Origin of the sequence: Streptomyces aureocirculatus, assembly GCF_000720475.1 — a bacterium.
GTDB classification, from domain to species: Bacteria; Actinomycetota; Actinomycetes; order Streptomycetales; family Streptomycetaceae; genus Streptomyces; species Streptomyces aureocirculatus.
Genome location: NZ_JOAP01000043.1, coordinates 15,622 through 33,224 on the forward strand (window position 1 = coordinate 15,622; position 17,603 = coordinate 33,224).

Below are 17,603 nucleotides of genomic sequence, written 5' to 3' on the forward strand. Positions count from 1 at the left end.
GCCTCCCGCTTCCGGCCGCTACACGACCATGATTTCGTCTTCGTCCGCGTACCGGGACTTCCGGCGCGGGGGCCTGGCGATGACCTCGGACATGGCCGTGAGCAGCGAGCTCACGCCGTCGATCTTGTCGCCGGAGTTAGCTTTGTCGGGCTTGACGTTGCCCGCCGGGTCCATGACCACGGCCAGGTTGTCCACGCACCACAGCGCGACCGGATTGCCGCCGTGCCGCAGGACCGGCTTCTCCGGGGTGCCCTGCAGGATGAGCCGCTGCGTCTCTTTGAGGACCGGGCTCATGGTCTGGAAGCCCTGCCTGACCTTGACCATGGGGGCGCGTTCGCTGACCAGGTCATTGGTCAGTTGGGAGGCGTTCCACGGGTCGTAGCCGATCGACTTCACACGGAAGACGTCACGGTCCTTCCGGATCTGTTCCTTGATCCAGTCGTAGTCCGCGACGTTACCTGGGGTGGCGGTCAGCCACCCTTCCTTGACCCACCGGGACGCGGCCTTGGCAGAGCGCTTGTCGAGGGCCGCGAGGTTGTCCTCCGGTGTCCAGAACCGCCACAGCGCATCGACCGTCCCGTCGGTGTCATCGGGGAAGAGCCAGCACAGCGCACACAGGTCGGACGTGGCGGCGAGGTCCAGACCGCCCCAGGTCGGCCGGTCGCGCAGCGCGCTCTCATCGACCATGCCCGCGTTGTTGTTCCACGCGGCGATCGGCAGGTACTTCACGTCCTGCCGCGTACGGATGCCCAGGTGCAGCCGCAGGAACGAGGCCAGGTCCGCCGGCGAGGACGCGGCCTTGCGCGAGGCCTTCGCCAGGTACGCCCGCGTCGGGGAGACGCCGTAACCGGGGTTGGCCGCGCGCCAGGTGGTCTCTTCGTGCGGGTCGGCGTCGTTGGGCGCCGCGAAGATCACGCCGTACACAGAGGAGTCGTGCAGGACCCGGCGGGCCAACTGCTCGATGCGCCGGCGCTTGTTGTCATACGGGGTCTCACGCTTGCCGGTGTCGGCGGTGGTGATGACCACGCCGAGCGGCTGGCGGCGCGATCCGGTGCCGGACTCAAGGGTCTCGAGCATGTCCGGCGTCTTGTGGATGTGCAGCTCATCGCACACGTAACAGTGCAGGTTCGCGCCGTGCTGGGCGTCGGCCACATTGGAGATGACCTGGAAGTACGAACCGCTGCGGTTGTGGAGGATCTTGTCCTTGAGCGGCTTGACGTGCCCCTTCAGCGCGGGCGCCGAGTCGGCGAGCCGCTTGATCGGGTCGAAGACGAACCGCGCCTGTTCCTTCGTGGTGGCCGCGGCCAGGACCTCGGCGCCGGGCTCACCGTCGGCGCACGTCATGTAGATCGCGATACCGCCGCACAACGTGGACTTGCCGTTCTTACGCGGCACGTCCACGTACAGCTCGGACACCACCCGCACGTAACCGTCAGCATCGTCGTCCCAGACGACCCAGCCGAACACCGGAGCCAGGACGTACGCGACCTGCCACGGGTCCGGTCGCAGCGGCTGCCCGGCCCACTGCCCCTTGGTATGCCGCAGCTTGGAGAACGCGTTGATGACCTTGTCGACGCGCGCCGCATCGAAGACCGCGCCCAAAGCCTCGCCGGGCGACGGAGTCTGGTACAGCGGCGGGGAATCCGGCAGCGGGATCCCCCGCGACACCAGGTACCAGGCGACCTCCGGGGACAGCTTCAGCCGCTCCAGCGTCTCCTGGTCCGGCAGGTCCACACTGTCGGTGCGCGGCGCGGCCGTCGGCTTGCCGGACTTGCGTGAGCTACGCGAAGGGGTTGTCGTCCTCGCCATCATCAGTCCCTCTCGCGAGGGCCTGCTCACTGCTGGGCGACAGGCCGAACTGCGCGGCGTACGCCCGGAGCTCGCGGCCGGCGGACCGGGCGATCGCCACCGCCGGGTGCGGAACGGTGCGCGTCGTCTCGCTCCCAGAAGCGCTGATGGTGGTGACCTCGTCGGTGATGCCCTCCCGGGTGACCGTGCGGGTGGCCTCGACGAACTGGGACCAGGTCTCGCAGTACGCGGCGAGGACGGCGCGGTCCTCCTCCTTGAGGAGGTCCAGGCGCTGCAGGCCGGGAGTGACGCGGCGCCACTCGGCGGCGGCCTCGCGGCTCAGCCACGTCGGTGGGTTCGGGGCGATGCGGCGAAAGGCTGGCCCCGGGTTCACCTTGCGGCCGCCGGAGTCGGTGCCGTTGCCGCGGCCGCCGATGAGCTTCAGCTTGGCGGGCTGGGCGGTACGGCCCATATCGCGTCACCTCCTGCAGGTCAGCGCGGTCCGAGGCGGAGCCGACCGCACCGACGGACGGGGTGTCGGCGGCGAGCTCGATCGGAGCGATGGTGGACGCGAAGGCGTCGGAGCAGGAGCGAGAGCGCAGCTTCACCTCCCTCGTTCACAAAGCGTGACCGGCCCGGTGGCCACCGCCCGAAATTTTTTCTGAGACGGCGTGTTCCCAGTTGACCGCGGCGGGCCCCCAGACGATCACCCTGGTGATTTCGACTCCCCTACCCCCCGGGAGGTCCTCGGGAAGGCGGTCGCGGTCTCCAAGTTGGCCAGATCCGGGTGCGTCATCAGGCCGCTGGCCTCGATCGTGGCGCGCGCCGCGTCCCGAAGGATCTCGTTGAGGAGCTCCTCGCCGAAGCTCGGGTCCGCGGCCAGCTCCTCACGGAAGTCGATCAGGCGTTGTGCTGTGGTGGGGATGGTCACGGAGCCCTCCTGAAGCCTTGGGAGCGGTCAGCGTGCCTTTCGGCGCCGTGCGTTGGCCCTGCGGGCCTCGGCCTTGCTCTTGGTGTCGTGGCAGGTGGTGCAGGCGAGGCCGAGGTTGTCGAGGGAACGGCGTGCTCCGCCTTCGCTGATGGGGATGACGTGGTCGAGCTCGTGTGGCCAGGTGGTGCGGTCGTTCTCGTCGTACTGCTCGGGGTCAGGGGTCTCGGCGCCGCAGAGGTAGCAGCATCCGTTGTCGCGTCGGGTGATCTTGGCCTTGAGGGAGCGCCACTCGCCTGAGCTGATGCCGTAGCGCTCGGCCTTGTTGTCCCGTCCCCGCCAGGGGATGGGCTGGTGGTCGTCGCAGCGTGATCCCTTGGTCGCCAACTCGTAGCACTCGGGGTCGGTGCACCGGGTGGATGGGGAGGTGGGCACGGGGGCCTCCCTCCTGTGCGGCATGCGAAAGCCCGGCCGCAGTAGGTTGCAGCCGGGCTTGTCGTACGGATCAGACCTTGCAGAAGTTCGTCGCCTTGAGCGCGTCGTTGATCTTAGCGCCCTGGTCTTCCGTCGTCGTCACGTCCTTGTACGTGAAGCGCTGAGACGCGGCCCAGTTCAAGCGCTGAGCCTTGCTGTTGATCGCTGTGCACTGGTTGCGTGCGGCGTCGACGGCCTTGTCCTCGTAGCGCACGACGTCCGGTGCGACCGTCCTGAGGGCCCGGAGGAGCTTTTCCCGCTCGGCGCCCGTGGGCTTCGGCGGGATACCGGCCGAGGCGAGCGGGTCTGTCTTCTCAGAAACGCTCGGCTTGGGCTTCGGGTCGCCGTCGGCCTTGTCGTCGGATGAGCAGGCGGTGAGGGCGAGGGCGGCCGCGAGGAGTAGCGCGGAGGTGGTGCGGTGGTCCATGGTCCCCCCCGGGGATGCTGAGTTGGAGGGGGACATCATGCCGCGTGTGAGGGTGGTGTGTGTGCCCGTTTTTGGGCATGGGTGTGCGAAAAGATCGTGGCGCAGGGATTCGCGCACGTCAAGCGGCTATGGCTTGCTGTGGCGTTGGCCGGGGCGTGTGGGCTTGGCGGCGGCCTGGGCGGCGGTGACGTCGGCGAGGCGGTAGTAGGGGCGTCGCGGGCTTCCGCCAGCCGGATGGAGGAGGCCTCGGCGCCGCCAGTCGCGGATGGTGGCGGGGGCGACACCACAGGCCTGGGCGGCCTGGCTGGTGGTCAGCAGGCCTGGTGGGAGGGACGGGTACTCCATGGGCCCATGATGCGTTGAGGAGCGGAGGGAGGGTGCTCAGGCTGTGAGGTGCAGCAGTGCCCACACCTGGCGGCCCTCCGTGCCAGCTTCGGTACCGCAACTCGCTGCACCTAGGCTCTGCAGAGCGGGGAGCACGTCGGCGGGCTTGTCGTGGGCGGCGGGGGCTTGGTGGCTGATGGCCAAGATCAGTGCGATGTCGTCCTGTTCGGACAGGTGCACGCTGATGCGGCGTCCGCCGTCGCCGACGACCGTCTGTGTCAGGAGGACCACCACGTCGGTCAGCGGCTTGGGTGCCATGAAGCCCCACGCCGTGAGCCGCTCGGCAACATGTGCGGCCGCCTTCTTCGGTACCCAAGGCGCTGATTCCAGTGTCCAGGCGGAGCCGTGGCGATTCCGCATCACCGGCGTACCCCTGCGGCCGTGGTTGCGCTGTGGGACCGGCAGACCGGCGAGGAGCTCGCTGGCCTCGCTGCGGGGAGGGTCCGGCGGGGGCGGGGACGGCGGCTTCTTCGGCGGTGGCGGCGTCTTGGGCGGGTAGTCCGGCCTGGGCTTGATCGCCTTTGGGTCGGTGTGCGGCATCTCCACGATCAGCCTCCCGAGCTTGGCTACTCATCGTAGAGCCTGCATGCACTCCGAGGTGAGGTTCTGGAGGGGAGCGCCCCGGCTCACTTTCCGTAGTTGCGGTGGCCCTCAAGTATCGCGGTGGCCGTCTGCCCGTACCACGGGGCGGCGGCGGGCGCGAGAGATCAGCCCGGGTAGTCGTCGCCGAGCACCGCGCGCCGCTCCCGCTCGGCCCGGCGGTTCAACGCGTTCGTCATCCGCACTGCCGCGACCGTGGCCGCGATCCCGAGTCCGATGAACACGATCTGTGCGACCGTTCCCCAGATCTCCACGTCCTTGGTGGTGACCATGATGCCGACGGCGACCCAGCCGCCGCACAGCCATGCGAACCAGATGCGGAACTTCTCCACGCGTACGGCCTTCTGTACGTCGCTGTAGCTGGCCATGGTCCCCCCTTGAGATCGGTTTGGCCCCGGAGCGTAGCGGGGTGGCGGGTGTGGTGGGGAGGGAATGGCGAAGGCCCCGCCGCGACGGGGCCGGTGCCGGGCGCTACCTCGAGTGTCAGGCCACTGCTGCTTCTGAAAGCCGTGCGCGGGCGATCTCGGCGTACTGCGCAGACTCTTCGATGCCGATGAACCCGCGTCCCTCAAGGAGCGCGGCGGCGCCCGTTGTACCCGATCCGGCGAATGGGTCGAGGACAGTCCCGCCGGGCGGAACGATACGGACGAGCTGCTGCATGACGTCGAGCGGCTTCTGCGTGAGGTGTCGACGGTTGTTGCCGCGTGGCTGGCTGCCGGTGAAGTGGCCAGGCAGGTAGACGGGGTCATTGCCGGGGTCCATAGCGCCGCGGCTACCCCAGGCGATGAACTCGCATGACTGCCGGAGGTATCCAGGCTGGGGGCGGGCCACAGCTTTCTGCCATACGGCGACGCCGCGCCAGGTGTAGCCGGCCGCTTGGAGGGCGTCGGTGGTGGCGGGTAGCTGGCGCCAGTCGGTGAAGACGAGGGCGGCGCCGCCGGGTCTGGTGAGCCGGTGGCACTCCGCGAGAATCAGGGCGAGCCAGGCGATGTAGGAACGCTGGTCGCGGTTATCGCCGGTGAAGTCACCGAGGTCGAAACCGTGGTGGCGGCCACCGCTGGTCATGTACTTCTGGCGGGCACTGCGACTGGTGCGGGAGGTCATGGTGCGACCGCCGGAGTTGTAGGGCGGATCGCAAATGACCGCATCAACGGGTGTGGTGAGGGTGGGGAGCAGCGTGAGGGCGTCCGCAGTGTGCAGTTGCCAGGTGGGCATGGTGCGGCCTTTCGCTGGGTCGCGTGCGCCTGTGGGCGAGCGAGTCGTAAGCGGCAGGTTGCCGGTCTCCCAGTGTCTGCTCAGGTATATGCCTAATGCAATTGTCATGTACTGGCGCAGTGAGACGGGCCCCGCCGCGACAGGTGCGCAGCGGGGCCGGTGTCAGGCGCTACCTGGCGTGAAGTGCAGTAGGGGGCGTCAGGTGATGCGCAGGACGATGGCGGTGGCATCGTCCCGGTAGCCCTCCTCGTCGGCCGTGGCGGCGGCGACGAGCGCGTCTGCGAGGGTCTGAGGGTCGTCGCCGTGTTCGCGCGCGAGGGTCTCCATGCGGTCGTAGGCGACCTGGTCGTGGACGCCGTCGCTCGTGAGGATGACGAGGGGGTCCGGGATGGTGGCCATGTACACCGTGCCGACTGCCGCGCGTGACAGGCTGGTGCGGACCCAGTCGTCGTGGCCCCGGGCGATGTCGAGCGCGACGCCGTTGGCGCGGAGTTGCTGGCCGACCGTGTGGTCGTCGCTGTAGAGCCGCAGCCGTTCCCCGTTCCAGCCGTAGGCGCGGCAGTCGCCGACCCAGCCGATGAGGACGTACTCGCCGCCGGGGTGGACTTGGGCGGCGACGGCGACGCCGTCGGCTTCCTCGCCGTCGGGGCCGGGGTCGGTGATCAGGAGTCCGGCGGTGAGGATGCCGGGGAGCGGGCCGCGGTGGGCGGAGATGCGGGCGGCGGTCTCGGCGAGGAGCGGGGCGGTGGCAGAGGTGTGTGGGCCGTGGCCGATGCCGTCGATGACGGCGGCGCCGATGGTGCCGTCGGCCAGTGTGTAGACCTTCGCTGCGTCGGCGTTGTCGTGGGCCGTGCCTTCGCGGGTGGCGGTGCCGGTGAGGATCACTGTGTGCCTTTCGGGGTGCCGGGGACGGGCTTGGGGTCGGTGGGGTACCAGCCGCCGCGGCTGGCCTGGTAGTCGGTGGCCTGCTCGGGGTCGGCTTGGTCGTCGGGTGCTCGGGTGGGCATGTCGTCGCGCAGTGGCACGATGATGTCGTCCTGTCTCGCGTGCGGGATGGGTGGGCCGGGGCGGCCGGATCTGCTGGCAGGCGAACGGCCGCCCCGGAGTCAGCGGTAGCTGGTCCAGTCCGGTGAGCCGTGGATGGCGAGGCGTGCGGCCTGGTCGGCGTCGAGCCGGGGATCGTGCTGCATGGCGGTCAGGGTGGCGTCGAGGGCATCGGCGGTTTGGGCGTGGGTGGGCATGGTCATCTCAGGTCTCCTTAGCCGGTGATCTTGTGATGGCGGACGGTCTCGGCCGGATCGGTTACGACGCGTCCGCCCTGTCCGATGTGCCGTACACGCGTCCCCTTTCGGCCTCCCTCTTCCGGGTTGTCGTCGTCGTTGTCGTCGGCAGCGTGACCTGCGGCGACGCCAGTCGAAGAAGGGGCGAGAGGGGGTGGGGTCGGGGCCTCGTCCCAGCGCAAGCCGGCGGAGGCCGACCTGCCCTCCATGCGGACGTCCTTCACCGGCCACCCGAGCGTGGCCGCGGCGGCGCGCACCGCGTCGGTGGTCGTGCCGAGGTGTGCGGCGAGGGGGACGAGCTGGGCGTTGGGGGTGCCGATGTCGCGGACCGCGGCGACGAGTCCGACCGGGGAGACGGGCAGGGGGCCGTGCGGCTGCGCGGGGGGCGCCTCGGTCTTCTCCTGGGCGTCGGTGTCCTCGGCCTGGCCCTCGGCCTTGGCCCCGGCTTCGGGGGTGACTGGCTGCTTCGGCTTCCAGCCGGGGTGTCCGACGCGGTAGGCGGCGATGACCCAGACGATGGCGGCGGTCCACAGCAGTCCCCACCAGGCGCCGGAGGCGATCTGCCGGTACGCGCCGCCGAGAATGACCGTGCCGATCTTCCGGGTGATGGCGGCGGCCGCGATCAGCAAGGCGACCTTGGCGCACCACTTCAGGCCGGAGGAGCGGCTGAGCCAGGCGCGGGCGGGCGTGTAGAGCGCGCGGGCCCGGGCGATGGCTCGGCGGGCGGCGTGCAGGACGAGGCGGCTGCTGCCGGTGTGGACGCGCACGGCGGCGGTTCGCAGCCACTGGCGGGTGGTGGGATCGCTCTTGCTCATACCAGGGTTCCCTCGGCCAGGCCGCCGATGGCCCAGGCGCCGACTCCGTTGACGCCGTCGACGACCTGCTGAGCGACGAGGGCGGCGGTGCCAGTGCTCACGCACAGGAGCACGCCGACCACCACGCCCTTCCACCACTTGCCCTTGATGATCTTTCCGAACGTCTTGCGCAGGATGATCAGGGCGATGAAGAGGGCGGCGACGACGATCGCCCCGTACCCGTCGATGCGGGGTGTGGCGGCGGTGCCGAGGGTCTGGCTGGGGGTGCCGGTCAGCCATTTCATGCTGACGTCGCCGACGCTGTTGCCGCCCCAGCGCAGGAACTCGGCGGCGGTGCCCAGGAGTCCGGCGGGGCAGGCGATCATGAGGATGCCACAGGCGATCCCGAAGCCGAGCGGAAGAAGCGCCTTGGGGTCCCGGCTGCTGCCGCCGGGGGCTGCGCCCGCGCCTCCGCCGCCGCCCTTGTGCCAGCGCCACAGTTCGGTGCCGAGCAGAGCCAGGCCCAGGGCGAATCCGGCGGTCGAGATCGTGGTGGTCGTGTACTGGCCTGCGGCCAAAGTGGTGTTCATACGGGGCGTACTCCGGTCAGGGCGTAGACGATCGTGGAGACGGGCAGCGTGAGGACCGTGGCGAGGACGGCGGCCCACAGCAGGAGGCGGGCGAGGGCCGCGCGGATCTTGGGGCCCCACAGCTCGGGGGCCGAGCCTGCGACTTCGACGCGGCGGGCGTTGTCCAGCACGGCGAGGACGGTGAGCGGGACCCCGGCCATGACCCAGGCGCCCGCGAGGGACTCGTCATCCCGGACGGAGGCGAGGACCCAGGACCACGGGCCGGTGAGGGGCAGCGACAGGAACGCGAGTGCGGCGTTGTAGCCGATCCGGATTCGCTGCCACCACCGCTCCTCGGGCTCGGGGCCGGGGATGGGGCGGCCGATGGTGACGTGCACGTGGACGTCGACCGGCAGCGGCGGAGGCGGAGGCGCCGGAGCTGGGGGCCGCCGATGGGCGGGCGGCATCGGCGGCCACGCAGGCGGGGGCGGCGGTGGCGGTGCAGGCGGCGGGAGAGGTGGCGGCGGGGCCGCCGAGCCAGGGCCGGGTATGACGCGGGTCGGGACGATCGGCGCCCGCTCGGCGGGGTCGGTCATGTCGTCCACCCGGCGCACCACAGGCAGACGGCCATAACGCATGTCCACACGCTGGCCACGCCGATGTGCCCGCGGTCGTAGGCACTCAGCGCGGCGACGGCAGCACCAACGGCCAGGACGATCGCGAGCGGCGCCAGCATGATCAGCGAGATGAGCAGGAGTCCGGCGAGGGCGATGGTGACGCCGATTCCGGCGAGGATCGCCCGGGGCCAGCCGTGGCGGCGGTAGAGGCGCGCGGCGGTGATGAGGCCCGGGACAAACCCGGCGGCGACGAGTACGGCGAGGACGATCACAGGGAGTCCTAGTGGAGGAGGCGGGCCGCGAGGGCACCGGCGGCCGTGACCGCGGTGAGGGCGGCGGCCGGGCGGAGGTGGCCGTGCGCCAGAGCGGCGACGGCCAGGAGCAGGGCGCCGGTCTTGGTGGCGAGGGCAGTGGTGGGGCTGGCGAGGCCTGCGGCGACGGTCAGGTGCCAGGCATCGGCGACATCGCGGAGCACGCTCGTGTCACTCATGGGCGCACCGCCAGGAGGCAGGCGATGGTGATCAGGACAGCGGCGGCGAGCAGTGCGGTGTCGCGTACGAGGTAGATGGGCCGGTAGGGGCGGGTGCCCCAGGCGGCGGCGGTCAGGATGGCGGCGACGGCCAGAGCGAGAGTCCCGGCGGCGAGTACGGCCCAGGCGGGGGCGGTCACCGGACGGCCCGGGCGTCGTCGAGGAGAGTACGCAGGGCCTGCGCGCGCACCTGGCCCACGCCCAGCTCCGCTTTCAGGGTCCGCAGCCCGGCGTGGCGTCCGTGGGTGCGGCGGTGCGCGGCGTCGACTGCGCGGGCCTGCTCAAGGAGATCGTCCAGCGGATCCGCACCCGGTGCACTCGGTGCACCTGACGGTGTGCCTGCACCCGCGCCCGGTGCACCCGCGCCCGGTGCACCCGCGCCCGGTGCACCGGGTGCGGGCTGCTCCGGGGTGCGGGTGCGAGGGGCGTGCGGGTGCGCTGCGGGCTCCTCGGCTGTGCGCCGCCGCACGGGGTCGGCGGGGTGCTCCAGGGGTGCGTCTCCGGCGGGTGCGGACAGGCGTACCTCGGCCCGGGTACGGGCGTACTCGACGGGTACGGCACAGGCGAATTCGTGGCGTACCCGGGGCTCGGTGCGGATGTCGAGGTGCAGGTCAGGCGCGGGTACGCCGGAAGCGAGTACAGGTGCGGGTGCGGGTGCGCCTGCCGGGTGAGGCGCGGGTGTGGCGGGCAGGGCGGGTACGGGGTGTACCTCTGCGGGGCGGGCGGGGTTGCCTGCCCGCAGGGCGACGCGCACCTGCGTCTCGGAGACGGGTACGCCGTACTCGGTGCACAGTGCGGCTACCTCGGCGGGGGTGCGGTCGGGGTGCGCGGCGTGCACCCGGGCGACCGCGTCGAGCGGGTCCATGTGGCGTAGTTCGGCGCCGGTGACGCCCAGCGGGGTACGCGGGTACGCCTCGGGTGCGCGCTCGGTGTGCCAGGGGGAGGTGACGGGTACGGTGCGCAGCTCGGCTGCGGAGCGGCGGCCGGCGAGGAGCTGCAGGAGCTCGTGGCGGCGGTGGCCGTCGAGGGCGGCGCCGGAGCGGGCGACGGACGCGGCGAGCGCGGACCGGCCCCAGGGGCCGAGGCGGCGGCGGGAGGCGAGGCGTACGGCGCGGGCGGTGGCGCGGTCGCGGCTGATCTGCTCCGCGGTACGGTTCCGCATCGCCAGTCCCAGGTAGGACAGCAGGCGTTCGCGGAGTTCGTGGCCGATCTGGGCGGGCAGTCCGGTGGACAGGGCGGTGGGGCGGGAGACGCGGATCTCCAGGCCCATGGCCAGATGCCACAGCAGGCCGGCCATCACGGGGCCGAAGGTGGCGCGGATCAGGCCGCCCCACATGCCGGACTCGGCGAAGGCCGGGATGATCTGGGCGCCGGTGATGCCCCAGACGAGGACGCCGGGCACGCCGGGCGTACCGGCCGAGTCCTCGGTGGCCGTGGCGCGCTTGTTGGCGCGGGCCATGACGGCGCAGACGATCAGGGCGACCTCTCCGGCCGCGAACATGATCACGCGCTCGCTGGTGTCGGCCATGTCGAGGCGGTGCTCGGCGAACCGCCAGGACGTGTCGGCGCTGTAGACGGTGCAGACCAGGGCGCCGACACCGGCGGCGAACACGGCGCCGGTGACACGGCGCACGAGCAGCCACACGACGGCGGTGAGCCCCGCGAGGCATGTGGCGGCCGCGGCCGCCACATGCCAAGGGTGGGCGTACGCCCAGGTGGAGTGTTGGATGGTCACGGTCGGATCGCCGCCTGGCCGTGGACACGGTCCTCGAGGTCCCGCTGCGCCCAGGCGTCGTGGAAGATCCTGAAGTCGTCCCGGGCTCGCTCCAGGAGCTCCTCCGAGGTCGCTTGCAGGTCCAGGACGACCGGGGTCGTGATGGGGGGCGTGCTGGTGGGGGTGGTCATCGTGGGAGCACCCCCTGGGCGTCGAGCGCGGCCAGGAGCTGGCGCACCCGCTCGTCGAGGACGGTCGCGTGCTGGACGAGCGCCATGTGGTCGTGGATGTCGACCTGCTCGGACACCTTGAGGCCGCGGCGGACCTGGTCCACGGCGATGTCGAGGGTGGGCACGTAGTCGTGGGTGTCCTGGGGCCGGAACAGGGCCCGGATCTGACGGGCGCTCACCCCAGCCTCCTCGCCGTACCGCGCAGGACGCGGGCCTGGACGCCGTAGGTGTTGCCGTCGATGCCGTACGGGATCGACGCCCACGCCCGCCGGGCAACCTGTGCCAACGCGCGGGCCGGGAGGCGGTAGAGGACGGCCGCCGCTGCGTCGTCGATGACGCAGCGCAGCCGGGCCCGGGTGATCACACGGGACGTGCCCGCGCGCTCGAGCTCGGTGGCTGCGGAGGCCAGGATCCGGGCGGCGCACGAGGATGCGGGGCCCGTGGGGCTGGGCTGGTCAGGTGGGCGGTGGATACGCTCCATAGCGGACCTGCTCTTTTCTCGCGGTTAGAGAGGGTCCACCCCTCGGCCCGGAGTTCCCGCTCCGCATGGGTCGAGGGGTTTTCCCGTTACCGAGTACGAGCGTAGCCACTTCCTTTAGCCCGGACGAGTCTCGCGGTGCTGGTAGGCGATCCGGTGACCGTACGGTTGCGGCGGGATGCCGGGCCTTGGGAACGTCTCGTAGGCGTTGTAGAGAGGACGTTCCGAGGCGACCGCGGAGCTTTCTGCCGCGCAGGCCTGATGCCGTGTCTCATGCCAGGTGATCACCTTGAACGCGACTTCCCGCCACCACAGCATCTCCTTGCGGTGATCCTTCCACCGGCTTCTGGGGTTGCACGTCAGTCCGATATAGAGCAGATGGCCCGCGGCGTCGTACAGCCGGTAGACCGCGGCAGGCTGTGCGTAGTCCATTCTCCGATCGTCTCCCGCGGCACTGACAGCGGAGAAGGTACGCAGCGCCCCCTGGCCGGGTCAGCCTGGCGCCCGCTAGCGTCTCCCTGCGGGTGACAGAGGCGGGGGGAAGCGCCAGCATGGCAGTGAAGCCTGAGTACGGTGGCCGCTTACAGCCTGCAGTGGGGGGAGGAGGTGCACGGTGAACGTCGAGCTGCTGCTGAAGCTCCGCGGGCCGCATGCCGGTATGGACGCGCAGGAGTCGCTGCGCACGCTGCACAACGTGCTGTCCCTGCTGCGAGAGCTGGAGAACAGCGAGGCGGTGCGTTCGAGCCGCGAGGGCACCCGCTGGACATTCAGCCGGTTGGGGCTGGGCAGCGTCGACTGCGCCCTGGAACCCCTGCGGATCGCTGAGCACTCGAGCTACGGAGTCGTCGAGCGGACCCTGCGCACCGCTGTCGCCGGTCTGGCGGAAGCGGAGTCCACGGCTCGGATCCCCACGGGGTGGAGCGCCCGGGCGGCTAACCTCGGCCGGCGCATCGCGCGCAGCCTTGGTGCCTCCCCGGACGTCGGCATGTCGATGGAGGTCCGCTGCGACGGCGCAGTGCTGCGCACGGCGGAGGTCACCCAGCGGGCTGCGATGAACCTGGACACCGCCACGCGCAGCCGCTTCGAGACGGTGGGCTCGCGCCGCGGACGGCTGAGCGGCCTGGAAGAGGGTAAGCGCCACACCCCCCGGGCCCGGCTGCGCACCGAGGTAGGGGACGAGGTCATCCCCGTCTACTTCAGCCCGGCCCTGGAGACCGACCTGCGTGGCGCCTGGCGCCGCGACCGTGTCGAGATCACCGGCCACATTCTGGAGAACGCGCTCGGACAGGCGATGAAGATGCAGGCGATCAGCGTGGAGCTCCTGCCGACGGAGGCTGTGCTATCGGACGACGACCTGTCTGCCGGGTTCTGGCCGGACATGACAGGGGGGCAGGACTCGGTGGACTACCTGGAGGCCATGCGTGGGGGGAACTGACCGTCCCAGGTCGGTGTACTTGGACGCCAACTGCTTCGTCGACTGGGCGCAGGGGACCGGGGAACCCCGTGCGACGGAAAGCATGCTGCGCGCGGGGAAGGCCGGGCAGGTCCGGCTGTTCACCTCCACGCTGACGCTGGCTGAGGCCCGTGGCACCACTGATAGCGCTCACCGTCTGCGCATCAGGACCCTGTTGCAGGAGCCGTACATCATCCTGGTTGAGGTAACCCGGCGTGTCGGGTTGGTCGCCAACGACATCGCCGCCGAGCACCCCAAGATCAAGGGGGCGGACGCGGTGCATCTGGCCTGCGCCAATGTGGCAGGTGTGGAAGTCCTGATGACCCGAAATACCAGGGACTTCCAGCCCGGCGAGGTGTGCAAGGGAGTCCTGCTGCGGGCGCCCTTCGAGTTCGGTGGCGAGGGCCTGTTCGCCCCGGCGGCCGCGGACGAAACCTGAACCAGGCGCAGGCCGAAGCCTGCAGCCCCCACGGCAGTTGCGGGCCTTTCCTTGAAGGCAGGGAATCCTCAGCCGCTGCCACCCCTACGGTGCTGATACGGCGTTGACCGTGGAGGCTCGTCGAGCGGGGCCGCGGGGGTGGTGCCCTGAGGCCCCGCGCACCGCGGCCGCGGGCAGCTACGCGGCGCGTCGGCCGGGCTGGTGGTGGCGCAGCGCCAGCCAGGTGTCGGGGGTGTAGCGGCACAGGCACCACTCGCACTGCACGACCCGCTCCCTGTGGGCGTACAGCGGCCGACCGCACACGGTGCCGTCGGTGCTCTGCGCTATGCAGCGGCCGAGGTAGCGGGCCTGGTCGGTGTCGTGGCCGAGCTGTATGACGGCGAGGGAGCGGCCCACGAGCGTGTTCACGTCGCGGGCGAGGTCGGGGGCGCGGTGCCAGCGTGCGATCCAGTCGAGGTGGAGCTCGAGGGCGGTGGCGGCGATGGTGACGCGCGGTCCGATGCCCACGGCCGGGGCGGGTGGAGGCAGGGTGCGGGCGTCGTGGACGAGCAGCCGCCAGGTCTCCAGGACGGTGACGATGCCGCCCTCGGCGCGCAGGTCCAGGACCTCCTCCTGCAGAGGCAGGGCGGCGGTAGCGGAGGGGGTGCGGCCCATCGCGTGCGGGGTGCTCGAGCCGGGCATCAGCCGGGCCTCCAGGCCTGCCCACAGCCAGGGCAGGGCGCGCAGGCGGCGGCTGGTGGCGCGGATGCACGGGTCGCAGAGGAACCCGCCGTGCTCGAGGTCGTGGGTGGTGCAGTGTGGGCAGGTGGTCATCGCGTGCTCCGATGCGTGCAGTGGGGCGTACGGTGATGCCACCGGCAGGGGCGCGTCCGGCCTGGCAGGGTGGGGGCGCGCCCCTGCGTCGTGTGCGGGCCCGCTCAGGTCTGGCCGTTCTCGCGGCGCGGGATACCGACGTGCTGCTCGAGGAGCTCGGGCAGGGGTGTGCGTCCCATGCGGCGGGAGGTTCGGTCCTGGCCGGTGAGCAGGTCGTACAGGCCGTCGAACTTGGCGTTGACGCGGGCCACGGCGTCGTCCATGGCTGCGCGCGTCGTCGTGTCGAGGGCGCCGAGGTGCTTCTTGACCTCGGCCGTGAACAACTCGTCGGTGAGCAGCGGCACGAGAGTGCGGGCGTCCCTGATCTCCCGGCGTAAATCCTTCAGCGTCTCGCGTGCCTCGCGGATCTCCGCGCGCAGTTGGTCACGGACCTGCGCCAGGTCCTCGGCAGCGGGCTGGGTGTGCGGCATGCTCACGCCTTTCCGTGTGGCTCGCTGGGGCATGTCACTGCTCCTTGGTCGCGTTGGTCATGTCGCTGGTGACGGCGATGTCGGGCATGTGGGGTCGTGGTTGGTGCCGCAGGAGGTCCACCACCGCTCGCAGCACGCGCCGGCCAGGGCGAGGGCGGCCGCGCACTCGGTCGTGTCCAGCGGCGGACGGGCCGTGCGTGCGTTGCGTTCGGCGTGCACGGCTTCGCGGCGCAGGGCGTCCTCCAGTTGGCCCTCGCGCAGCGTGGCGATGACGGTGAAGACGGCGGCGGCAGCGAATGTGGCGGCCGCGGCGTGGTCGCCGGTGCGGACGGTCTGGAACGTGCAGTAGCCCAGCCAGGACAGGAGCGCGCCGTAGGCAGCGTGGAGGGCGCGGCTCATGGCCGAGTCCGGTTGATCGCGCGGGCTATGTCCAGGGCGTGAGGCTGGACGTGCACAGTTCTGCCGGGGTCGGCATGGAGGCGGTGCAACTCCAGGGCGGTGGTCCTGATGTGGTCCAGCCAGGCGGCGAGGGGCTCCCGGGCGCGCAGGAGAGCGGCGACGGCGGGCATCGCGGTCGTGGCTGCCTGTAGGGACGCGTCGTTGCGCAGCGTGCGGGCGGCTGCGGCGAGTTCGTCGGGCTCTGTCATGGGGTGACCTCGATCTTGTGGAGCGGGGTGCGGGCGGTGAGCTGCCGGTGCAGCTCCTGCAAGCGCAGGTAGACCTGTGCGTCGCGGCGGGTCAGTGCGCGCCGGGTGGTGTCGGTGAGGCGGCGCCAGCAGGTCAGGCACAGGTACTGGCCGTGGCGGCGGTGGCTCTGGCAGCCGGGGGTGGGGCACGGGCCGCCCGCCGTGGTGCTCATCGCTGGAGGCCTTTCGCGTGGGTGATGTCGGTGGGGGCGAGCAGGCCGGTACACAGGGCCAGGGCGACGGCGTGGGCCCGGTCCCGGGCGCCGAGCTCCCGGTACCGGGCGGTCAGCCGTTTCCTGACGGCGTCTTCGGTGACGCCCAGGCGGCGGGCAGCGGCGCGGTTGGTGTGGCCGCCCGCGACCAGGCCGAGGAGCTGCCGCTGGGGGTTGTTGAGGTTCTCGCGGGGGCGGGTGCTGCAGTGGAGGGTGATGGGGACGTTCACACCGCCCTCCGTCCAGGTGCGGCCGTGGTGGCGTGGGCGCGGGCCAGGAGCCGGTGGGTGCGGCGGGCCAGGGACGGTAGGTAGGTGTGGTGGGCGAACGGCAGGCCTGTATTGGCGGTGACCAGGACGACGAAGGCAAGGGTGTCGATCACGCTGCCTGCTCCCTCGCGTACGGGCCGAGGAGGCCTGCCTGCCAGCCGAGCGCGACGGCGTGGGCGCGGGTGCGGGCCCCCAGCAGCCGGTACAGGCGGCGGCGGTAGGTGTTGGCGGTGGCGCGGGTGACGCCCATCTCGGCGGCTGCCTCGGTCAGGGACAGGCCGCGGGTGGTGGCGTCGAGGCTCTGGGCCAGGCGTGCGGTGAGGCAGGGCACGGGCTGGCGGGGTTCCGGGGGCAGGTGGGTGAGGTAGCCGCGGCGGTAGGCGTGGTTGACGAGCTGGGGGTGGGGGCGGCGGTGGATACCGGCGCGGGCCGAGGCCCGGCGGATGCGGGTGTCCACGGCGGCCGTGGAGATGCCGAGGTCGGCGGCGATGCGGGCTGCGCAGTGTCCGCGGGCCAGACCGGCGACGACGCGGATCTGGCCGGGGGTCAGGGGAGCGCTCACGGTTGCGGCTCCCCCTCGGACCCGTCGGCCTTGCGGCGGAGCTCGTCCTCGATGAGGCGGGCACTGCGGACTGCGCCGAGGAAGTCGTCCGATTCGCGTGGCGTCCGGCGCAGGAAGCGCGCGGCCTCCCGCCAGCCCTCGGCGGGGGTACTCAAGGACTCCATCCCGCAGGCGTCGCAGTTGCCGCACTGGTCCACGCAGACGAGTTCGGCTCCCTCGCGGTCGAGTTCTGCCAGCTCCTCGGCATCCCGTACGGCGGCCCGGTCGGTGGGTGAGGGAAGGACGGCCAGCACCGCGTCGGCCTGCTGCTGGAAACGGCGCCACGTTGGGCTCTGCTCCTTGAAGCCCGGCGCCCACTTCCAGCCCTCGCTGTCTGAGAGCGCTTGGGCGATGCGGTCGCGGAGGTCCCGGTCGGCGGGCGTAGACGGTGCGCTGCAGTGCTCGACACCCTCCACCGCGCGGTACAGCCGATCCCACTCGTCGGACAGTCCCTCGTGGATGTGCTCGGCGAGGGCCTCCCGGACTGACACCGGATCCGCAGCGAACTCGCTCAGGGGTACGCGGTCGAAGTACATGCCCACGAGGCGCGCGACCGCCTGGTGCGCTTCGCGGAGGAGGGCGTCGATGCTGTCGTTCATGGTCGTCTCCGGGGCTGGTGTGATGTGCCGGGGG

General features: G+C 71.4%; 34 protein-coding genes. 2 read left to right on the forward strand and 32 right to left on the reverse strand.

Features of this window, described 5'->3' with window-relative positions; translation table 11 throughout:
* Window positions 1–18: 18 nt before the first annotated feature.
* From IG78_RS0131570 to IG78_RS0131685, 23 genes are all read right to left on the reverse strand, one after another.
* On the reverse strand, window positions 19–1,809 hold the full coding sequence (locus tag IG78_RS0131570; protein WP_225882310.1) for a terminase large subunit: 1,791 nt from the start codon (window positions 1,807–1,809) through the stop codon (window positions 19–21).
* Complete coding sequence (locus IG78_RS0131575; protein WP_030569611.1) at window positions 1,781–2,260, reverse strand: phage terminase small subunit P27 family; 480 nt, start codon at window positions 2,258–2,260, stop codon at window positions 1,781–1,783. The genes IG78_RS0131570 and IG78_RS0131575 overlap by 29 nt, the downstream gene beginning before the upstream one ends.
* 234 nt (window positions 2,261–2,494) lie before the next feature.
* Window positions 2,495–2,719 carry a hypothetical protein gene (locus IG78_RS0131585; RefSeq protein WP_030569613.1) on the reverse strand — a complete coding sequence of 75 codons (225 nt, stop codon included), beginning with the start codon at window positions 2,717–2,719 and terminating at the stop codon, window positions 2,495–2,497.
* A gap of 27 nt (window positions 2,720–2,746) precedes the next feature.
* A complete protein-coding gene (locus tag IG78_RS0131590) occupies window positions 2,747–3,151 on the reverse strand; it encodes an HNH endonuclease (RefSeq protein WP_030569616.1) in 405 nt (134 codons plus the stop codon).
* A 70-nt stretch (window positions 3,152–3,221) separates the two neighbouring features.
* Complete coding sequence (locus IG78_RS0131595; protein WP_030569618.1) at window positions 3,222–3,617, reverse strand: hypothetical protein; 396 nt, start codon at window positions 3,615–3,617, stop codon at window positions 3,222–3,224.
* Window positions 3,618–3,743: 126 nt separating this feature from the next.
* On the reverse strand, window positions 3,744–3,962 hold the full coding sequence (locus tag IG78_RS46540) for a MerR family transcriptional regulator (protein ID WP_037686968.1): 219 nt from the start codon (window positions 3,960–3,962) through the stop codon (window positions 3,744–3,746).
* Window positions 3,963–3,998: 36 nt separating this feature from the next.
* Entirely contained in the window at window positions 3,999–4,541 is a 543-nt protein-coding gene (locus IG78_RS44990; protein ID WP_030569624.1) for a hypothetical protein, read from the reverse strand.
* Between the two features lie 167 nt (window positions 4,542–4,708).
* Complete coding sequence (locus IG78_RS0131610; RefSeq protein ID WP_030569627.1) at window positions 4,709–4,969, reverse strand: hypothetical protein; 261 nt, start codon at window positions 4,967–4,969, stop codon at window positions 4,709–4,711.
* Between the two features lie 115 nt (window positions 4,970–5,084).
* Entirely contained in the window at window positions 5,085–5,816 is a 732-nt protein-coding gene (locus tag IG78_RS0131615) for a DNA-methyltransferase (protein WP_030569629.1), read from the reverse strand.
* Window positions 5,817–6,014: 198 nt separating this feature from the next.
* Window positions 6,015–6,701, reverse strand: a complete 687-nt coding sequence (locus IG78_RS0131620; RefSeq protein ID WP_030569632.1) for a SpoIIE family protein phosphatase — start codon at window positions 6,699–6,701, stop codon at window positions 6,015–6,017.
* Window positions 6,698–6,841: a hypothetical protein gene (locus IG78_RS49560; protein WP_157855921.1), complete on the reverse strand. Its 144-nt coding sequence runs from the start codon at window positions 6,839–6,841 to the stop codon at window positions 6,698–6,700. The genes IG78_RS0131620 and IG78_RS49560 overlap by 4 nt, the downstream gene beginning before the upstream one ends.
* A gap of 81 nt (window positions 6,842–6,922) precedes the next feature.
* Complete coding sequence (locus tag IG78_RS49565) at window positions 6,923–7,063, reverse strand: hypothetical protein (RefSeq protein ID WP_157855922.1); 141 nt, start codon at window positions 7,061–7,063, stop codon at window positions 6,923–6,925.
* Between the two features lie 11 nt (window positions 7,064–7,074).
* Window positions 7,075–7,911, reverse strand: coding sequence for a hypothetical protein (locus IG78_RS0131635; RefSeq protein WP_030569634.1), 837 nt, complete (start codon window positions 7,909–7,911; stop codon window positions 7,075–7,077).
* A complete protein-coding gene (locus tag IG78_RS0131640) occupies window positions 7,908–8,480 on the reverse strand; it encodes a hypothetical protein (protein WP_030569636.1) in 573 nt (190 codons plus the stop codon). The genes IG78_RS0131635 and IG78_RS0131640 overlap by 4 nt, the downstream gene beginning before the upstream one ends.
* Window positions 8,477–8,857, reverse strand: a complete 381-nt coding sequence (locus IG78_RS49570) for a hypothetical protein (RefSeq protein ID WP_030569639.1) — start codon at window positions 8,855–8,857, stop codon at window positions 8,477–8,479. Before IG78_RS49570 ends, IG78_RS0131640 begins: the two co-directional genes overlap by 4 nt.
* A gap of 194 nt (window positions 8,858–9,051) precedes the next feature.
* Window positions 9,052–9,348, reverse strand: a complete 297-nt coding sequence (locus tag IG78_RS0131650) for a hypothetical protein (protein ID WP_051853086.1) — start codon at window positions 9,346–9,348, stop codon at window positions 9,052–9,054.
* 8 nt (window positions 9,349–9,356) lie between these two features.
* The gene (locus tag IG78_RS0131655; RefSeq protein ID WP_157855923.1) at window positions 9,357–9,566 is read right to left on the reverse strand and encodes a hypothetical protein; all 210 of its coding nucleotides are present in this window, start codon (window positions 9,564–9,566) and stop codon (window positions 9,357–9,359) included.
* Window positions 9,563–9,745 (reverse strand): hypothetical protein, encoded by a 183-nt coding sequence (locus tag IG78_RS0131660; RefSeq protein WP_030569647.1) that lies wholly within the window; start codon window positions 9,743–9,745, stop codon window positions 9,563–9,565. Before IG78_RS0131660 ends, IG78_RS0131655 begins: the two co-directional genes overlap by 4 nt.
* Window positions 9,742–11,340 carry a hypothetical protein gene (locus IG78_RS48470; RefSeq protein ID WP_051853087.1) on the reverse strand — a complete coding sequence of 533 codons (1,599 nt, stop codon included), beginning with the start codon at window positions 11,338–11,340 and terminating at the stop codon, window positions 9,742–9,744. The genes IG78_RS0131660 and IG78_RS48470 overlap by 4 nt, the downstream gene beginning before the upstream one ends.
* Window positions 11,337–11,510 (reverse strand): hypothetical protein, encoded by a 174-nt coding sequence (locus IG78_RS49575; RefSeq protein WP_157855924.1) that lies wholly within the window; start codon window positions 11,508–11,510, stop codon window positions 11,337–11,339. Before IG78_RS49575 ends, IG78_RS48470 begins: the two co-directional genes overlap by 4 nt.
* Window positions 11,507–11,728, reverse strand: coding sequence for a hypothetical protein (locus tag IG78_RS0131675; protein WP_030569652.1), 222 nt, complete (start codon window positions 11,726–11,728; stop codon window positions 11,507–11,509). The genes IG78_RS49575 and IG78_RS0131675 overlap by 4 nt, the downstream gene beginning before the upstream one ends.
* Complete coding sequence (locus IG78_RS0131680; protein WP_030569655.1) at window positions 11,725–12,030, reverse strand: hypothetical protein; 306 nt, start codon at window positions 12,028–12,030, stop codon at window positions 11,725–11,727. Before IG78_RS0131680 ends, IG78_RS0131675 begins: the two co-directional genes overlap by 4 nt.
* Before the next feature lie 114 nt (window positions 12,031–12,144).
* Window positions 12,145–12,459, reverse strand: a complete 315-nt coding sequence (locus IG78_RS0131685) for a GIY-YIG nuclease family protein (protein WP_051853088.1) — start codon at window positions 12,457–12,459, stop codon at window positions 12,145–12,147.
* A gap of 181 nt (window positions 12,460–12,640) precedes the next feature.
* Here IG78_RS0131685 and IG78_RS0131690 point away from each other — a divergent pair, with 181 nt between their 5' ends.
* The gene (locus IG78_RS0131690; protein ID WP_030569661.1) at window positions 12,641–13,462 is read left to right on the forward strand and encodes a hypothetical protein; all 822 of its coding nucleotides are present in this window, start codon (window positions 12,641–12,643) and stop codon (window positions 13,460–13,462) included.
* Entirely contained in the window at window positions 13,449–13,919 is a 471-nt protein-coding gene (locus tag IG78_RS0131695) for a type II toxin-antitoxin system VapC family toxin (protein WP_031129597.1), read from the forward strand. The genes IG78_RS0131690 and IG78_RS0131695 overlap by 14 nt, the downstream gene beginning before the upstream one ends.
* Window positions 13,920–14,096: 177 nt before the next feature.
* Here IG78_RS0131695 and IG78_RS0131700 read toward each other — a convergent pair whose 3' ends face one another.
* The 9 genes from IG78_RS0131700 to IG78_RS49590 form a co-directional block, all read right to left on the reverse strand.
* The gene (locus tag IG78_RS0131700; protein ID WP_030569667.1) at window positions 14,097–14,732 is read right to left on the reverse strand and encodes a hypothetical protein; all 636 of its coding nucleotides are present in this window, start codon (window positions 14,730–14,732) and stop codon (window positions 14,097–14,099) included.
* A 104-nt stretch (window positions 14,733–14,836) separates the two neighbouring features.
* Complete coding sequence (locus tag IG78_RS0131705) at window positions 14,837–15,235, reverse strand: hypothetical protein (RefSeq protein ID WP_157855925.1); 399 nt, start codon at window positions 15,233–15,235, stop codon at window positions 14,837–14,839.
* A gap of 24 nt (window positions 15,236–15,259) precedes the next feature.
* Complete coding sequence (locus IG78_RS42930) at window positions 15,260–15,601, reverse strand: hypothetical protein (protein ID WP_037686971.1); 342 nt, start codon at window positions 15,599–15,601, stop codon at window positions 15,260–15,262.
* The gene (locus IG78_RS0131720) at window positions 15,598–15,849 is read right to left on the reverse strand and encodes a hypothetical protein (RefSeq protein WP_030569676.1); all 252 of its coding nucleotides are present in this window, start codon (window positions 15,847–15,849) and stop codon (window positions 15,598–15,600) included. The genes IG78_RS42930 and IG78_RS0131720 overlap by 4 nt, the downstream gene beginning before the upstream one ends.
* Entirely contained in the window at window positions 15,846–16,061 is a 216-nt protein-coding gene (locus tag IG78_RS0131725) for a hypothetical protein (protein ID WP_030569678.1), read from the reverse strand. The genes IG78_RS0131720 and IG78_RS0131725 overlap by 4 nt, the downstream gene beginning before the upstream one ends.
* Complete coding sequence (locus tag IG78_RS0131730) at window positions 16,058–16,330, reverse strand: response regulator transcription factor (protein ID WP_030569680.1); 273 nt, start codon at window positions 16,328–16,330, stop codon at window positions 16,058–16,060. The genes IG78_RS0131725 and IG78_RS0131730 overlap by 4 nt, the downstream gene beginning before the upstream one ends.
* Window positions 16,327–16,482 (reverse strand): hypothetical protein, encoded by a 156-nt coding sequence (locus tag IG78_RS49580; RefSeq protein ID WP_157855926.1) that lies wholly within the window; start codon window positions 16,480–16,482, stop codon window positions 16,327–16,329. Before IG78_RS49580 ends, IG78_RS0131730 begins: the two co-directional genes overlap by 4 nt.
* The gene (locus tag IG78_RS49585; RefSeq protein WP_051853089.1) at window positions 16,479–16,931 is read right to left on the reverse strand and encodes a helix-turn-helix domain-containing protein; all 453 of its coding nucleotides are present in this window, start codon (window positions 16,929–16,931) and stop codon (window positions 16,479–16,481) included. The genes IG78_RS49580 and IG78_RS49585 overlap by 4 nt, the downstream gene beginning before the upstream one ends.
* Window positions 16,928–17,569: a hypothetical protein gene (locus tag IG78_RS49590; protein ID WP_030569686.1), complete on the reverse strand. Its 642-nt coding sequence runs from the start codon at window positions 17,567–17,569 to the stop codon at window positions 16,928–16,930. The genes IG78_RS49585 and IG78_RS49590 overlap by 4 nt, the downstream gene beginning before the upstream one ends.
* Window positions 17,570–17,603: the final 34 nt, after the last annotated feature.

Excerpts from the sequence above, each read along its gene's own strand:
- IG78_RS0131595 (WP_030569618.1), bottom strand. The coding sequence starts at position 3,617 with ATGGACCACCGCACCACCTCCGCGCTACTCCTCGCGGCCGCCCTCGCC.
- IG78_RS0131680 (WP_030569655.1), bottom strand. The coding sequence starts at position 12,030 with ATGGAGCGTATCCACCGCCCACCTGACCAGCCCAGCCCCACGGGCCCC.
- IG78_RS49565 (WP_157855922.1), bottom strand. The coding sequence starts at position 7,063 with ATGACCATGCCCACCCACGCCCAAACCGCCGATGCCCTCGACGCCACC.
- IG78_RS49590 (WP_030569686.1), bottom strand. The coding sequence starts at position 17,569 with ATGAACGACAGCATCGACGCCCTCCTCCGCGAAGCGCACCAGGCGGTC.
- IG78_RS42930 (WP_037686971.1), bottom strand. The coding sequence starts at position 15,601 with ATGAGCCGCGCCCTCCACGCTGCCTACGGCGCGCTCCTGTCCTGGCTG.
- IG78_RS0131610 (WP_030569627.1), bottom strand. The coding sequence starts at position 4,969 with ATGGCCAGCTACAGCGACGTACAGAAGGCCGTACGCGTGGAGAAGTTC.
- IG78_RS0131705 (WP_157855925.1), bottom strand. The coding sequence starts at position 15,235 with ATGCCCCAGCGAGCCACACGGAAAGGCGTGAGCATGCCGCACACCCAG.
- IG78_RS0131640 (WP_030569636.1), bottom strand. The coding sequence starts at position 8,480 with ATGAACACCACTTTGGCCGCAGGCCAGTACACGACCACCACGATCTCG.
- IG78_RS44990 (WP_030569624.1), bottom strand. The coding sequence starts at position 4,541 with ATGCCGCACACCGACCCAAAGGCGATCAAGCCCAGGCCGGACTACCCG.
- IG78_RS0131700 (WP_030569667.1), bottom strand. The coding sequence starts at position 14,732 with ATGACCACCTGCCCACACTGCACCACCCACGACCTCGAGCACGGCGGG.
- IG78_RS0131725 (WP_030569678.1), bottom strand. The coding sequence starts at position 16,061 with ATGAGCACCACGGCGGGCGGCCCGTGCCCCACCCCCGGCTGCCAGAGC.
- IG78_RS0131655 (WP_157855923.1), bottom strand. The coding sequence starts at position 9,566 with ATGAGTGACACGAGCGTGCTCCGCGATGTCGCCGATGCCTGGCACCTG.
- IG78_RS0131720 (WP_030569676.1), bottom strand. The coding sequence starts at position 15,849 with ATGACAGAGCCCGACGAACTCGCCGCAGCCGCCCGCACGCTGCGCAAC.
- IG78_RS49575 (WP_157855924.1), bottom strand. The coding sequence starts at position 11,510 with ATGACCACCCCCACCAGCACGCCCCCCATCACGACCCCGGTCGTCCTG.
- IG78_RS46540 (WP_037686968.1), bottom strand. The coding sequence starts at position 3,962 with ATGGAGTACCCGTCCCTCCCACCAGGCCTGCTGACCACCAGCCAGGCC.
- IG78_RS0131575 (WP_030569611.1), bottom strand. The coding sequence starts at position 2,260 with ATGGGCCGTACCGCCCAGCCCGCCAAGCTGAAGCTCATCGGCGGCCGC.
- IG78_RS0131570 (WP_225882310.1), bottom strand. The coding sequence starts at position 1,809 with ATGGCGAGGACGACAACCCCTTCGCGTAGCTCACGCAAGTCCGGCAAG.
- IG78_RS0131685 (WP_051853088.1), bottom strand. The coding sequence starts at position 12,459 with ATGGACTACGCACAGCCTGCCGCGGTCTACCGGCTGTACGACGCCGCG.
- IG78_RS0131615 (WP_030569629.1), bottom strand. The coding sequence starts at position 5,816 with ATGCCCACCTGGCAACTGCACACTGCGGACGCCCTCACGCTGCTCCCC.
- IG78_RS0131635 (WP_030569634.1), bottom strand. The coding sequence starts at position 7,911 with ATGAGCAAGAGCGATCCCACCACCCGCCAGTGGCTGCGAACCGCCGCC.